Consider the following 14,232-nt stretch of genomic DNA (forward strand, 5'->3'; position numbering starts at 1 on the left):
AAAAGCCAGCAAGTAGACAAGCTGTTCTACTCGCTGGCTTTTTTAATAGATGAACGCCGAATAGGCAATGTGCAGCACCTGAACGAGCCGCCAGATTTAATAATTTCAGAAAAGTCCACTTCAATAACGTTGTACCCGTGAGCGGTTAATGCAGCATTTGTTTCTTGGTTGCTGGGCAAGCTGATCACTTTTTTCTGCCCAATGGATAAAACATTTGGTCCAAGCGTGAATTGCTCTTGTTCACCGATTTCAACAAAATCATAATACGTTTTGAGCAGCTGGAGATCCTTTTGCTTGAACGCTTCAGGATAAATGAATATCTCGTCATGAGACAGAATATTCATCACACAATCGAGATGCAAAATGTGAGGAGGAAGGTGAATTGGGATGATGTCGTGATCCGGCAGTTCCTTTTTGAGCTGGTAGATAGCGGCTGGACTAGTTCTTTTGCTCGTGCCAACAAACACTCGGTTCTGATCCACAAGCACATCGCCGCCTTCAATCGTTCCGTCTGTCAAGGTGACAGCTGATAACCCGTTTGCCTGTGCCCACTCTTTTAGACATTGTTCTTCCCCTTGCCGAACCGGAGCGGCCATCTTTGAAACAAACAGTGTATGTCCAATCGTAAACCCAATATCCCGAGTGAAGACTTGCTCAGGGAAGCGGTCATTCGCTGGGAGCAGGATGGGCCGTACTTGATGATCTTTAAGCGCTTGGATCAATTGCTTATGCTGAGCGACTGCTTTCATTTGAGAAATATTTTCTTTCGCAAAATGTTTCTGTGTTTCGTTGATAATTTGTTTGATTTCCATATAAATAGGACTGCATAAAAGAACTTCTTCTAAATCGTCGTATTCACTCATGCATTGCGGCATTTTGTATAATTGCTCTGCTCTCATCGAATCCATCAAATGGCCTCCTTGTTTGTTCATAGTTCTATTATTCCTTCTTCTTGTCATGGTTGAAACATTTCCGAAAGAAAATCTCTCACATAAGACTAAAGCAAAAAGTTTAGACAAACCTAAAAGAATAGTGTTTAATAAAAGTCGTTCCGCATCTACGAAAACAGCAAGAAGGAGCTATGATGATGAGTGAAGAAAATTTCAAATACTGCAAGGAATCGAAAGTTGTAAAAACCAGCAGGGTATTCCCTCTCGATACGAATAACCACCAAACGTTATTTGGCGGGAAATTAATGAGCTATATAGATGACATTGCCTCTATCTCGGCAGCAAGACACAGCCGCAGTGAAACGGTCACAGCTTCAATGGATTCTGTTGACTTTTTAGAGCCGATTGGACAAAAGGAGTCAGTATGCTTGGAATCCTATGTCACATGGGTCGGCACGTCTTCTATGGAAGTGTTCGTCAAAGTTATTAAAGAAAACTTGATGTCTGGAGAACGCAGGCTCGCAGCGACTTCATTTCTGACATTTGTCTCATTAGATGAAAACGGAAAGCCTAAACGAGTCCCGCAGGTGATGCCGGAAACAGAAGAAGAGATCATGCTTCATCAAACAGCGAAGCAGCGGGCAGAGGAAAGAAAAAGCCGCCGAAAACATAGTAAGGCGCTTGCTGACGCACTTGGGACAGATAAACCTTGGGCGTAAAAATCACCCTTTAAGTGGTGATTTTTTTTCTAGTACGGTATCTTGCATGGCAAGATAGTGTATGGTAAGATGAAGCTATCTTGTGATGCAAGATACTTAAATCGGAGGAACAATCATGACAACATCCACACAAATGCTAAAAGGGATTTTAGAAGGCTGTCTGCTGTCGATTATTTCTGAGGGAGAAATTTATGGGTATGAAATGACGAAGAAGCTCGCGCTTTATGGGTTTGATCAAATAAGTGAAGGCAGTATCTATCCGATTTTGCTGCGAATGCAAAAGGAACAGCTGGTGACCACTGTCACAAAAGCGTCAGCAAGCGGACCGAAAAGGAAATACTATACGCTCACACAAGCGGGTGAACTAGCGCTCACAGAGTTTATTGCCCGCTGGGATGAGCTTTCAAATAATGTAAACCGCTTATTACAAAAAGGGAAGTGAGATTATGGTATCAAAAGAAACACGACACATTCTACTAGAGCTGCAACTTTATCTCATATCAAAGGGAAAAAATCAGGATGAGATTGATGAGCTGATGGATGAACTGACCACACATGCAGTTGAGGCTGAAAAAGACGGCAAAACAGGAGAGGATGTGTTCGGCGGAGATCCGCGGAGCTATGCAGATGAACTGGCAAAAGAGCTGTCAGGAAATCATAAAGACTGGGTGCCGTTTGTCAGTGCATTTTTGATTGGGTCACTTTTTTACATGATTTTATCAGATGCAATCAGTCAAAACTTATCGTATTCTTGGTTTGCTTTGATTGGATATCCAATCGTTTTAGTGGCCAATGTGATCATGATCATTGTGATGTTTAGAGCGACCGCCTTTCAAACAAGCCGCAGGGCATTTCTCTATTTTTGGATATTAGGAATTTTCCAGCTGACAGCAATGGTGACAATCAAACTTTTGGATCAAAAACTTGGCACGCCATTACTTGTACTTACTTCAGGACAAAGATGGGGCGTCATTCTGCTTATGCTGCTATGTATCGTTGTATTCAATGCAATCTTAAAGGCGAATGTCGTTTCATTGATTCCGCTCATTTTTTTCGGACCGCAGCTCATATTCGAATGGATTGGCTGGACGTCACCAAGTGTGATTTTACTGCAAAGCCTGCTGTCTATTGTGATTTTAATAGGGCTTATGCTCATTGTCCTGCGCCGGGCAAATAAGAAAAATGAAAATACGAATGTAAACTGAGCACATCCGATCCGATGTGCTTTTCTTTTTCTAAAAAAATGTAGAAATGGAATTGTGTTTTTCATTACAATGGGGAGAGGACAAAAATGAAAAGGGGTTCTGTTTTTGGATATCGTATGGGGGTATGTACTCGTTTTTGTATTGGCTGCTTTGCCTTTTTTTGAAGTGATTGGAGTCGTTCCATTCGCAATCTTAAGTGGACTGCATCCTGTGACAACAGCTGTGATTGGATTCATCGGCAACTTTCTCACAGTCTTGTTTCTCATTGTGTTTGTGGACCGGTTTAAAGCATGGTGGTTAAAGAGAAAAGAAGAGAAAGGTGATGAAAAAGGAGAGAAAAAGCAGCTGCGGGCGAGAAAAATTTGGGAACGATATGGTCTGCCTGGATTAGCGCTCATTGGTCCTTTTATCATCGGCAGTCATTTAGCGGCCTTGATGTGCATGAGCTTTGGAACGAAAAGAAAGCAAGTCGCGGTGTGGATGACCGTCAGCTTAATGATGTGGACAGCGCTGGCTGCAAGTTTAACCGGTGCGGGCTTCCATTACTTTGCCCCAGATTCAAATGGGTTGTTCGGAGATATTTTTAGCAAGTAAAAAAGGGAGGATCATCAATGACAATTCAAACAAGAACAGTATTTGAAACAGAGCGCCTGAAACTGAGAACGATGAATGAACATGATGCGTCATTTTTATATGACGAGCTGTTCCAAGACGAAGAAGTGATGAAGTATTATCCTTCTTTGAAGGATGAACAGCAGACAAAAGAGTGGATTGCATGGAATCAAAAAAATGACCGCACGTACCACACCTCGCTATGGATCATTGAAGATAAAGAAACAAATGAACGACTTGGACAAAGCGGAATTGTTCTGCAAAACATTGAAGGGCAAACCGAGCTTGAGATCGGCTATATGCTAAAGAAAGCGGCGTGGGGAAATGGCTATGCTGCGGAGGCTGCAAAAGGCTGTCTTACTTATGGATTTGAAGAAATGATGGTCAGACGGATGATCAGCTTAATACGCCCTGAGAATGAAGCGTCGGTGAAGGTTGCTTTAAAAATGGGCATGAAAAAAGAAAAAACCATTTCAAAATGGGACCAAATCATTGATGTATACAGCATCACCCGTGACGGAGAAAATGGCTCGCTTACTGAATAAGCAGAGCCGTTTTTTTCTTTTATGCACGTTGTTCTAACTGAAGCAAATATTTCTTTCGTTCAATTCCCCCGCCGTAGCCTCCAAGTTCACCATTTGTTTGAATCACGCGGTGGCAAGGAATGATAATCGCCAATTGATTCGCACCATTTGCATTACCAACGGCACGAACCAAATGCGGATCGCCAAGTCTCGTGGCTAGATCACGATAGGATCTCGTTTCGCCTGATGGAATGAGTGAGAGCTGCTCCCACACCTTCATTTGAAAAGGGGTGCCATGTAAGGAAAGGGGTACAGTAAACTTGGTCAGCTTTTTCTCAAAATATAAGGCCAATTCCTTTGCTAATTGCTGATGGACGTTTGTTTCTCCAACTAAAATACGGGCATGATGCTTCTTTCTTAATGTTTCAATTTCTTTTTCGAGTCCCCGCCTGTCCATAAACTCCAGTAAATACACATGTGTGGCATCTGTCACGCTGATCATCCGCCCGATTGGTGTGGAAATAAAATTAGCATAGAGAATGTGAATCTGCGCTTTTTTAGGGGGATTTCCCATGATTTTCGTAAATGCATCATTGAAGGCGCTTGAAGATTCATAGCCGAAGGTGACCTGCTGATCGATTACTTTTTTTCCGTTCAAAATTTCTTTAAAGGCAAGTCCCATTCGGCGTGATCTTGCATATTGAACAAAGGTCATGCCGTAAATGTCTTTAAACTTTCTTCGAGCTGTGGCAGAGTGAATCCCTAATTGACGGAAGTCCTCTTCCTTCCAGCGTTTCTCAGGATTTTTTTCTACTGCTGAAACGAGTGTTTTGACTTCTTCAGGAATACTGTTAGGGTATGTTAATGGTGTGCAGCGTTTGCATGGGCGATACCCTGCCAGCAGTGCCTCCTCCGCTGTAAAGAAAAACTCACAGTTTTCATATTTGGGCTTTCTGGCCGTACATGTGGCATGACAGAAGATGCCGGTTGTCTTAATACAGGCAAAGAATGTGCCGTCATATTGCGGATTCTTGTCAATAAGTGCTTGATAAAATTCATGTTTTTGTTCATCGGTCATCATCATATGAATCCACCTCTTGATTTTCTATAAAATGTTTTTCAGTATTTTAAAGTTGAACGTTCATCACATCAATCTTATTTCATTATATCAGCGATGTGATCGTTGCCGTACCCGTACCCGCGCTTTAAGGAAGGCGGAATGAACCTTCTTTCTCGTATGAAAGCATGATAAATATGTCGATCTCCTCCTGTTTTAGTTCATATACTTTAGCTGCTTCTGTTTCATTTCTTCATAAAATGCTTCAACTTCTTGTTCGTAAAGTACGGTCTCCATGTCCTTGTATTTACGCTTGATCGTCAATGTCATAAAAAATAAATGGATTGTCATATATGCTCATTTCCCTTCAGTCCGCAGCACGCGAAACAGCCCGTAAATCTTCTTGATCAGTTAACCTGTTTCTAACACTTAGTATACGGCGGTCCCATAAAAATTCTTTCGAAAAATGAACAAGTATATTTGGCAGAGGAAAGCAAAGTGATAGACCAGTATTTAGGGGTGTGATACAATTTTGACACAGAATCTGCTCTAAGTCAGATCTGCTTATCATGAATTGGTTTTCTAGGGTTCCGTGCGGGTGGCGCAGTCTGGACCGAGAGAAAACACATAGGGTCTAGACAATAGACCGTATGACACGGAGGGATAAAAGCCCGGGAGATTTGATCAAACGATCGATTTCCAGGCTTTTTTTGTTGGTTGGAATCGTTCAGAAAGGAAGGGATCTAATGAAATGGGGAAATGTCTTGATTGCGGCGATCTTTGAAGTCGGCTGGGTGATGGGATTGAAATATGCTGACTCTTTATTGGAATGGGCCGCAACCATCGTTTGTATTGTCGTCAGCTTTTATTTACTCCTGAAAGCTACGACTGTACTGCCAGTTGGCACACTTTATGCCGTTTTTACCGGACTTGGGACAGCAGGTACTGTCATAGTAGGTATGGTCATGGGGGAGCCGGTACAGCTAGTGAAATTACTTTTAATCATGGTGCTTTTAAGCGGTGTATTAGGGCTCAAACTGACCATAGGAGAAAAGAAAGGAGAGACTGAATCATGAGCTGGCTTTTACTCATTGGGGCAGGCATTTTAGAAATGCTTTGTGTCACCATGATGAATCAATTCCAGAAAGACCGGCATGTCAAATGGATTTTATTTATTGCAGCTGGATTTTCGCTGTCCTTTCTCATGCTCTCTCTTGCGATGAATACAATTCCGATGGGAACGGCGTACGCCATTTGGACAGGTATTGGAGCTGCTGGAGGAGCCATTGTCGGCATGCTGTTTTATGGTGAGTCGAAAGACGCAAAACGTATTTTCTTTATCGCATTGATTTTATCTGCGGCGGTCGGTTTAAAGATTATTGAATAAGAAAAGGGCTGGCATCTGTCTGCCAGCCTTTTTTATTACATCGAATGATGATTGGAATCGTTTTCATTTTTTCGGTAAAGCTGACTCACAAGCAGAAAACAGACACCAAATGTGAGCAAAGGAATGAGTCTCTCACCGGTCATAAATAGATAAATACCTGTGATTAGACATACGATGCCGAGCCAAAAGCTCACTTTACCAAACAAAGTCATGCTTTTCATCTCCATCACTCCTTTTGTGATAAAAGGTCTACTCACATTATATCACGCTAGGTGCAGAATTGAATGAATATTCAATAAAAAATGGACTCTTCATTGCTTTTTCTCTTTCCAGTCCAGTATAATATTTCATTAGAATGAAAACGTAAATGAGGTCATGATACATGAGAACATTGATTACAGAGAAACTTGAATTACACAGACAAAAGCACGAGCAAAAAGGCAGACTGCTTGTCAGTTGCCCGGATCAGCCTGGTATTGTATCAGCTGTTTCTTCCTTTTTATTTGAGCACGGAGCGAACATCATTGAATCCAGCCAATACACAACAGATCATGAAAGCGGCCGGTTCTTTTTAAGAATTGAATTTGATTGGAAAGACATTTCGGCCAACTTAGATCAGTTGAAAAATAGCTTTGAGCCAATTGCCGCATCATTTCAAATGACATGGAGCATGTCACGTGCAAGTGATCTGAAAAAGCTGGCGATCTTTGTATCGAAAGAGCTTCATTGTTTAAATGAACTTCTATGGGAATGGCAAAGCGGAAATTTAATGGCTGAAATCGCAGTTGTGATCAGCAATCATGAAACGGCAAAGGATACGGTCGAAGCACTCGGCATCCCATTCCATTTTGTGAAGGCGAATAAAGACATTCGTCAAGAGGCAGAAAAACAGCAGCTTGCTCTATTAGAAAAGTACGACATTGATGCCGTTGTGCTTGCTCGATACATGCAAATTTTAACGCCTAAATTTATTGAAGAGCATCCAAACAAAATCATTAATATTCATCATTCCTTCCTGCCGGCGTTTATTGGTGCAAACCCATACAAGCGGGCATATGAACGAGGCGTCAAATTAATTGGTGCGACTTCTCATTATGTGACCAATGATTTAGACGAAGGACCGATCATTGAACAAGATATTGAGCGTGTAGATCACCGGGATGATGCGGAAGCTCTAAAAAATATTGGCCGGACAATTGAGCGCAGTGTGCTTGCACGTGCTGTCAAATGGCACTTGGAAGATCGAATTATTGTTCATGAGAATAAAACGATTGTCTTTAATTGACCGCTTGACTTTTCTTTAGCAATTGGTGATAATATAAAAAAATTAACGAGCGTTGAAAAGGAATAGTAAGCAGGAACTGATGCGTAAAGAGAGCAAATGATATGCTGAAACATTTGCCGCAGACAGCTGCTGAACCTGCCCTTTGAGCCTTAGAGGAAAAATCTAAGCGCGTGCCTGGCGTTACAGGAGTTGAGTGGAATAAGCATGTCGCATGCTTATTCAATGAAGGTGGTACCACGGAAAATCCCTTTTCGTCCTTTACATAAGGAGAAAAAGGGATTTTTTTGTGCCTAAAGGTATAGCGGAGGGAATCAAGGATGAAAAAGCAAAGGATCGTCATAAAAATTGGCAGCAGTTCATTAACAGAGCAAAAAGGAGCGATTGATGAACAAAAGATGCAGGATCATGTAAGAGCCATAGCAAAGCTCAAAGAAGCAGGGCATGAAATCATTTTAATTTCATCAGGAGCCGTTGCGGCAGGATTTGGAAGCCTAGGCTATCCATCAAGACCTGTGACCTTAAAGGGGAAACAGGCAGCCGCTGCCGTTGGTCAGGGCTTGTTAATGCAAAAATATACAGAGCTTTTTTCACAGTTTCAGATGACACCTGCTCAAATGCTTTTAACACGTAATGACTTTTCAGATCGAACAAGATATCGAAATGCTTACGCAACGATGATGGAGCTGCTGGAAAGAAAGATTTTGCCGATCATAAACGAAAATGATTCAGTTTCCATCGAGGAGCTTACCTTTGGGGATAATGACATGCTGTCAGCTCTTGTCAGTGGATTAATCCATGCAGACCAATTGATCATATTAACAGACATCAATGGCATTTATGATGCAAATCCAAATGAGCATCCTGAGGCGAAGCGGTTTGATGTCCTGACTCACATTTCAGAAGAATTGTTTTCATATGCAAAGAGCACTGGTTCAAAGGTTGGAACAGGCGGAATGAAATCGAAGCTGTCTGCTGCACAAACGGCACTTTCACTTGGTGTGAAAGTCTTCATTGGTACAGGCACTGGGGAAGACAAACTGCTTCGCATTCTTGCGGGTCAAGGTGACGGAACGTATATCGGTGAACAGGATTTATCAGCTGTGAACAACCGCCGTCAATGGATTCAATTCCACTCACCGGTCTCTGGAAAGATCATGATTGATGCAGGAGCGGAAGCGGCGATTTTGCATAATGGCAGAAGTCTTCTTCCGGCAGGAGTCATTGATGTCGCTGGTGACTTTTCTAAAGGAGAGGTTGTAGAAGTCGTCGGGCCAAACGGATTAGTTGGTAAGGGACAAACCTTGTACGCATCCGATGAGCTTCTTGGCATTAAAGGAATGCGAAGTGACGAGCTTTCAAAAGAGAAGCCTGAGGTCATACACCGAGATCACTGGGTACAGCATGTACAAAACTGAGGAGGGAATACGATGAATGAAGTTCTTGAAAAAGCAAAAAAAGCAAGTGTAGCTAAAGATCAGCTGCTTCTAAAAACGACGGAACAAAAAAATGCTGCCCTGCACGCCATAGCAAGTGCACTAAAAGCATCTTCAGCTTATTTAATAGAGGAGAACCAAAAGGATGTTCAAGCGGCTGAGGAAAAGCAGTTCACGCCATCTGTCATTGACCGGATCACACTCACGGAAGAGAGAATTGAAGCCATTGCAGACGCAACCCTTCAACTCATTCAGCTAAAAGACCCAATTGGTGAAACGTTAGAAACCATTCAAAAAGAAAACGGTCTATTCATCGAAAAGGTCCGTGTACCGCTTGGAACGGTTGGTATGATTTATGAAGCAAGACCAAATGTGACAGTCGATGCTGCGACCCTTTGTTTGAAAACTGGGAATGCTGTTATTCTGCGCGGAAGCTCATCTGCTATTCATAGTAATAAAGCGATTGTAAAGGTGATTCATGAAGCGCTTCATACGACGGATATTCCAGTAGACAGTGTGCAATTGATTGAAGATACGGGCCGTGAAACGGCGAAAACGCTGTTCACCTTAAATGAATACCTGGATGTCCTCATTCCGCGCGGAGGGAAGAATTTAATTGATCTTGTAGTGAGAGAGTCTACTGTGCCGGTGCTTGAGACAGGTGCAGGAAATTGTCATATCTACATTGATGAAACAGCGAAAAACGAAATGGCTGAGCGGATTGTGCTGAATGCCAAAACCCAAAGACCATCTGTTTGTAATGCGATTGAGAGCATTGTCATTCATGAAACTTGGGCAAAAACATACGGTGCTTCGTTATTTGAAGCCCTTCAATCAAATGGGGTAGAAATACGCGGTGATGAAGCCGTTTGCGCGCTTGCTCCTAGTGCTGCATTAGCGACAACTGAGGACTATGCAACGGAGTTTTTAGCACCGATTGTCAGCATTAAAATAGTAAAAAACTTAGAAGAAGCGATTCAGCATATTCAAACATATAGCTCTAAGCACTCTGAAGCGATCATTACAGAAAATGATGAACATGCAGCCCTTTTCTTAACAGCTGTCGATGCAGCCGCTGTTTATCATAATGCTTCTACTCGTTTCACAGATGGATTTGAATTTGGTTATGGAGCGGAAATAGGTATTAGTACACAAAAACTTCATGCAAGAGGGCCAATGGGTCTACCAGCCTTAACGTCTGAAAAATTTGTCATTCGTGGTCAAGGACAAATAAGAGAATAACGAATTCAAAAGAGAGTCTTGTGACAACAGGCTCTCTTTTTCCTTTCATTTTTGTATTTCTCCGGTCAAGTATGATAAAATATGGTAATGTTTTATATTTTGAGAAGATTGGAGAAGGCAACGTATGGCGAAAATCATTCCCTCTTCGGATATTGGAGTGAAAATCAACAAGTGGTATGAATTAATCCGCAGATTTGATTCAGAACAAGCAGAACAGTTAAAACAGGAAATTCGCACCTCTCTTGATTCAATGGAAGAAGATCAGAATTTGCTTCTCTATTTTTCTTTAATGGAATTTCGGCATGAGGTCATGCTCGATTATTTAAAGCCATTAAAGGAAGGAAAGCTTCGCGCCAACTTTTCCGAGCTTTCGAAAGAAATAGATGAGCATCAAACGCATGTCACAGGCATGCTTGAATACTACTATCATTTTTTCAGAGGCATGTATGAATTCGGACGGAGGGAGTATATTGCTGCCATATCGTCTTATCAAAAGGCAGAGCACAAGCTTTCTTTTGTATCAGATGATATTGAACGTGCGGAATTTCATTTTAAAATGTCAGAAATATATTACCACATGAAACAAACACATATCTCGATGCACCATGCTAAACTAGCGCTGGATGTTTATGTTCAGCATGAACTGTATGCGCTTCGCACCATTCAGTGTCAATTTATTGTGGCCGGTAACTACGATGATATGAGAAGGCATGAAAAAGCATTACCACATCTCGAAAGAGCACTTGCGAGATCAAGAGAGTTTCAGAATGTGCGTTTTATTGCCTCCTCTTTATTTAATATGGGCAACAGTTATTACCGAATGGGAGACTTGGACCGCGCACTCGAATTAATGAAAGAATCCATCTCGTTATTTGATCAAAATCAATCCGATCATCTTCGTCGATCTATAGACCCTCTTTATACAGCCGCTCAGATATTATACAAACAAGGAAAACACGAAGAAGCATTACACTACAGAGAAGAATGTATGAAGCGAGCAGAAGCTCTTCAAGATGACATTCATATTCAGAAAACCATATTTCTAGAAGCTTTGTATTTAAGACAAGATGCGGAGCATATGAAACGAATTTTCCATTTTTTAGAGTCTGCCTATGCATATCCTGATATAGAGGAGCTGGCATTAGATACCGCAAAGTATTATAATGAAATGGGGGATTATGAAAAATCTTCCATGTTCTATGGGGAAGCGGAACATGCGCGAATCTATATTCAGAGAGGGGATTGTTTATATGAATTTTAAAAAATGGGCAGTCGTCTGTACAAGCATCACCATCATGGCATTGTGGCTGGCAGCAGCAAATGCCGATCCAGATAACAGAAACCATACGCTAGAACAACCGAATCCACAGCATGACACGATCTAAAAGCCCTTGTTAAAGGGCTTTTTTTATGTCTAACAATTTTGGGACATGCTCATAAAAAGGGTTCAGGGAGGAAAACTTAAAAAAGAGTATTTATTGATTGACTCCGCAATTTAAATTGTGTACAATTCAATTGTAGAAAATATTATTGGAGAGAAAGAGGGTTATATTCATGTCAGACGTTTTATTTACAGCAACGGTATCAGCTGTCGGAGGAAGAGAAGGAAAGGTTGTTTCAACAGATGGTGTACTTGAGCATGATGTAGCAATGCCTGGAACACCAAGAGCAAAAAAACTTGAAAAAGCAACAAACCCAGAGCAATTATTCGCAGCAGGCTACTCTGCATGTTTTGATTCTGCCCTTCAAATGGTAGCAAGACAAGAGCGTATCCGTTTTGAAAGTGAAGTAACAGCACATGTCAGCTTATTAAAAGACAGTTCAGATGGCGGCTTCAAACTAGGCGTTCAATTAGAAGTAAAGGGAACTGGCATTGAGCAGTCAGTATTAGAAGAACTTGTTCATAAAGCACACGGTGTATGTCCATATTCAAAAGCAACTCAAGGAAATATCGAAGTAGAACTAGTAGCTGTCGCACAATAATTAGACATCAATAAAAGGCTGAGGGGATCGTTCCCTCAGCCTTTTGGTTGTGTTAAATTTTGCAAAAGCTCATGTAAAGAGGCGCGCAGTATTTTTAGCTCTTCTTCTGATCTGCCTGTCCCAGTCAGCATGTGAGACGGAATTGCAGTAGCCTTTTCCTTTAGCTGTTCTCCATATTCCGTTAAACGAATTTGCACAGACCGCTCATCCTCTTTCGAGCGTTCTCGGATAATGAGTCCGTTTTGCTCCATTCGTTTCAGCATGGGTGTGAGTGTACCGGAGTCTAAATAGAGAAGCTCTCCCATCGTTTTCACATTTAATGTTCCATGCTCCCACAATAAAAGCAGTGCCAAATATTGCGGATACGTAATGTTTAATTCTTCTAATAACGGTTTATACTGCTTCGTCATCTCTCGTGAACTTGCATATAACAAGAAACAAAGCTGATTTTCCAGCTTCATATGTTCAAATTCATTTGTCATGTCAGTCACCAACTATTTTTTGTCATACTTATCATTGTATAAGATTTTCTTCCTTTTTAAAATAAATACAGACGAAAAATGAAAAATTGTTCAATGTGCGATAAATGTTTGAGAAATGAATAGAACGTGAAAAGGATCAATAGATAAAGGAGGAGATGAAGATGAAACCATTATTCACAGCAAAAGTAAAGGCGCAGCATGGAAGAGCTGGACATGTTCGTTCAGAAGATGGTGTGCTCGATCATAACATTGTCATGCCTAACGCAAAGAAAGATGGAGAGACTGGTACAAACCCAGAGCAATTATTTGCAGCAGGCTATGCAGCTTGTTTCGGAGGAGCACTTGAACAGGTAGCCAAGAAGCAAGGGATAGAAATTGAATCGGAAGTAGAAGGACATGTCAGTCTTTTAAAAGATGAAAGCGACGGCGGCTTTAAGCTTGGCGTAAAGCTGATTGTGTCTGCGAAAGGTCATGATCATGACAAAGTGAAAGAGCTTGTCCATGCTGCACATGAATTCTGTCCATATTCAAAAGCAACAAGAGGGAACATTGAAGTAGAGCTTGAAGTGGCGAAGTAATAGTAGAAGACACCTGCTTACGAGCAGGTGTCTCAGCGTGTAGACAAACCCTCGCATTCTTTGTCAGGTCTGCGCTCCGGTGCTCATGAATGTCGAATTCGCTCTGCAAAGGTAGCCGCCCTTCCTAGACTTCAAAGGTTTTCTATCACGCTGAATAGAAGACAAAGGGCTAAAATAAAAACCATTTTAGCCCTTTGTCAACAATTCGCAACACCTGCTTACGAGCAGGTGTCTTTTTTTAATATTCTTTCTTTTTATCGTATGCTTCCCATGCTTCAAATGGCGCAAGGGTTTTTTGAGGTGTCAGCTTGTAAAATGGTATATTTCTTGATTCGTATTCTTTGTTGATTTCTTCATAAATAAACGAGTCATCAAAACCAGCATCCGCTGCATCCTGATGTCCAGCAGCAAAATACACCGCTTTTGGTCTAGCCCAGTAAATAGCGCCAAGGCACATCGGACAAGGCTCGCAGCTTGTGTATAGAGTGCAATCTTCTAATTGGTATGTATGTAGAGTTTGGCATGCATTTCGAATGGCTGTGACTTCTGCATGTGCGGTAGGGTCATTACTCGTTGTCACATTGTTGCTTCCCTCTGCAATAATCTGACCATCCTTGACAATGACTGCTCCAAAAGGGCCGCCAGTTCCACTATTGACTCCTTCTACTGCAAGATCAATTGCGCGTTGTAAAAAATCTTCGTGATTCATTGTCTTCCTCCCTTTGTTCGACTGACTTCTCTAGTATAAACGAATCATGCTAGAAAAGAAATCTTCATAGTAGAAGATCGAACAGGCCAATTTGCACATAAAAAACCCCTGCCACGTTCAGCAGGG

The 14,232-nt window shown here is 41.6% G+C and carries 20 protein-coding genes, 1 riboswitch and 1 other annotated feature; of the genes, 14 read left to right on the top strand and 6 right to left on the bottom strand.

All coding sequences use genetic code 11. From position 1 onward, the window contains the following. Positions 1–26: 26 nt before the first annotated feature. Positions 27–908, bottom strand: coding sequence for a dimethylarginine dimethylaminohydrolase family protein (locus QR42_RS06175; RefSeq protein WP_039177988.1), 882 nt, complete (start codon positions 906–908; stop codon positions 27–29). Between the two features lie 179 nt (positions 909–1,087). Here QR42_RS06175 and QR42_RS06180 point away from each other — a divergent pair, with 179 nt between their 5' ends. From QR42_RS06180 to QR42_RS06200, 5 genes are all read left to right on the top strand, one after another. Then, entirely contained in the window at positions 1,088–1,609 is a 522-nt protein-coding gene (locus QR42_RS06180; RefSeq protein WP_008346212.1) for an acyl-CoA thioesterase, read from the top strand. 115 nt (positions 1,610–1,724) lie between these two features. Then, positions 1,725–2,051 (top strand): PadR family transcriptional regulator, encoded by a 327-nt coding sequence (locus tag QR42_RS06185; RefSeq protein WP_039177990.1) that lies wholly within the window; start codon positions 1,725–1,727, stop codon positions 2,049–2,051. 4 nt (positions 2,052–2,055) lie between these two features. Next, positions 2,056–2,814: an HAAS domain-containing protein gene (locus QR42_RS06190; RefSeq protein WP_039177992.1), complete on the top strand. Its 759-nt coding sequence runs from the start codon at positions 2,056–2,058 to the stop codon at positions 2,812–2,814. 105 nt (positions 2,815–2,919) lie between these two features. Continuing rightward, positions 2,920–3,408: a small multi-drug export protein gene (locus tag QR42_RS06195; RefSeq protein ID WP_039177994.1), complete on the top strand. Its 489-nt coding sequence runs from the start codon at positions 2,920–2,922 to the stop codon at positions 3,406–3,408. 17 nt (positions 3,409–3,425) lie between these two features. Beyond that, entirely contained in the window at positions 3,426–3,971 is a 546-nt protein-coding gene (locus QR42_RS06200) for a GNAT family N-acetyltransferase (protein ID WP_039177996.1), read from the top strand. A gap of 19 nt (positions 3,972–3,990) precedes the next feature. Here the strand turns inward: QR42_RS06200 and QR42_RS06205 are convergent, their stop codons facing one another. Then, complete coding sequence (locus QR42_RS06205) at positions 3,991–5,034, bottom strand: bifunctional transcriptional activator/DNA repair enzyme AdaA (RefSeq protein WP_039177998.1); 1,044 nt, start codon at positions 5,032–5,034, stop codon at positions 3,991–3,993. Between the two features lie 189 nt (positions 5,035–5,223). Further along, the gene (locus QR42_RS18895; protein ID WP_073204910.1) at positions 5,224–5,358 is read right to left on the bottom strand and encodes a YrzI family small protein; all 135 of its coding nucleotides are present in this window, start codon (positions 5,356–5,358) and stop codon (positions 5,224–5,226) included. Positions 5,359–5,578: 220 nt separating this feature from the next. Next, positions 5,579–5,687, top strand: a riboswitch (guanidine-I (ykkC/yxkD leader). A 66-nt stretch (positions 5,688–5,753) separates the two neighbouring features. Here QR42_RS18895 and QR42_RS06210 point away from each other — a divergent pair. Both QR42_RS06210 and QR42_RS06215 read left to right on the top strand, forming a co-directional pair. Continuing rightward, on the top strand, positions 5,754–6,083 hold the full coding sequence (locus QR42_RS06210) for a DMT family transporter (RefSeq protein ID WP_039178000.1): 330 nt from the start codon (positions 5,754–5,756) through the stop codon (positions 6,081–6,083). Then, complete coding sequence (locus QR42_RS06215) at positions 6,080–6,394, top strand: DMT family transporter (RefSeq protein ID WP_024424636.1); 315 nt, start codon at positions 6,080–6,082, stop codon at positions 6,392–6,394. Before QR42_RS06210 ends, QR42_RS06215 begins: the two co-directional genes overlap by 4 nt. A gap of 35 nt (positions 6,395–6,429) precedes the next feature. Here the strand turns inward: QR42_RS06215 and QR42_RS06220 are convergent, their stop codons facing one another. After that, positions 6,430–6,615 (bottom strand): hypothetical protein, encoded by a 186-nt coding sequence (locus tag QR42_RS06220; RefSeq protein WP_024719622.1) that lies wholly within the window; start codon positions 6,613–6,615, stop codon positions 6,430–6,432. A 161-nt stretch (positions 6,616–6,776) separates the two neighbouring features. Between QR42_RS06220 and purU the strand changes: the two genes are divergently transcribed. The 6 genes from purU to QR42_RS06250 all read left to right on the top strand — a co-directional run bounded on the left by purU (position 6,777) and on the right by QR42_RS06250 (position 12,337). After that, complete coding sequence (gene purU, locus QR42_RS06225; RefSeq protein ID WP_039178002.1) at positions 6,777–7,679, top strand: formyltetrahydrofolate deformylase; 903 nt, start codon at positions 6,777–6,779, stop codon at positions 7,677–7,679. Positions 7,680–7,722: 43 nt separating this feature from the next. Further along, positions 7,723–7,941: a binding site (T-box leader), on the top strand. A gap of 55 nt (positions 7,942–7,996) precedes the next feature. Then, positions 7,997–9,094: a glutamate 5-kinase gene (proB, locus tag QR42_RS06230; protein WP_039178004.1), complete on the top strand. Its 1,098-nt coding sequence runs from the start codon at positions 7,997–7,999 to the stop codon at positions 9,092–9,094. Positions 9,095–9,106: 12 nt separating this feature from the next. Next, positions 9,107–10,354 carry a glutamate-5-semialdehyde dehydrogenase gene (locus QR42_RS06235; protein ID WP_039178006.1) on the top strand — a complete coding sequence of 416 codons (1,248 nt, stop codon included), beginning with the start codon at positions 9,107–9,109 and terminating at the stop codon, positions 10,352–10,354. A 124-nt stretch (positions 10,355–10,478) separates the two neighbouring features. Continuing rightward, positions 10,479–11,615 carry a Rap family tetratricopeptide repeat protein gene (locus QR42_RS06240; RefSeq protein ID WP_039178008.1) on the top strand — a complete coding sequence of 379 codons (1,137 nt, stop codon included), beginning with the start codon at positions 10,479–10,481 and terminating at the stop codon, positions 11,613–11,615. Beyond that, positions 11,605–11,739: a hypothetical protein gene (locus QR42_RS06245; protein ID WP_024424642.1), complete on the top strand. Its 135-nt coding sequence runs from the start codon at positions 11,605–11,607 to the stop codon at positions 11,737–11,739. The genes QR42_RS06240 and QR42_RS06245 overlap by 11 nt, the downstream gene beginning before the upstream one ends. Positions 11,740–11,908: 169 nt before the next feature. After that, positions 11,909–12,337, top strand: coding sequence for an organic hydroperoxide resistance protein (locus QR42_RS06250; protein ID WP_039178010.1), 429 nt, complete (start codon positions 11,909–11,911; stop codon positions 12,335–12,337). A gap of 35 nt (positions 12,338–12,372) precedes the next feature. Here QR42_RS06250 and QR42_RS06255 read toward each other — a convergent pair whose 3' ends face one another. Then, the gene (locus QR42_RS06255; RefSeq protein WP_039178012.1) at positions 12,373–12,819 is read right to left on the bottom strand and encodes a MarR family winged helix-turn-helix transcriptional regulator; all 447 of its coding nucleotides are present in this window, start codon (positions 12,817–12,819) and stop codon (positions 12,373–12,375) included. A 161-nt stretch (positions 12,820–12,980) separates the two neighbouring features. Here QR42_RS06255 and QR42_RS06260 point away from each other — a divergent pair, with 161 nt between their 5' ends. Then, positions 12,981–13,397: an organic hydroperoxide resistance protein OhrB gene (locus QR42_RS06260; RefSeq protein ID WP_039178014.1), complete on the top strand. Its 417-nt coding sequence runs from the start codon at positions 12,981–12,983 to the stop codon at positions 13,395–13,397. A gap of 238 nt (positions 13,398–13,635) precedes the next feature. Here QR42_RS06260 and QR42_RS06265 read toward each other — a convergent pair whose 3' ends face one another. Then, a complete protein-coding gene (locus QR42_RS06265) occupies positions 13,636–14,106 on the bottom strand; it encodes a guanine deaminase (RefSeq protein WP_039178016.1) in 471 nt (156 codons plus the stop codon). Positions 14,107–14,232: the final 126 nt, after the last annotated feature.

The organism is Bacillus sp. WP8 (assembly GCF_000800825.1).
In the GTDB taxonomy this organism is placed as follows: domain Bacteria; phylum Bacillota; class Bacilli; order Bacillales; family Bacillaceae; genus Bacillus; species Bacillus safensis.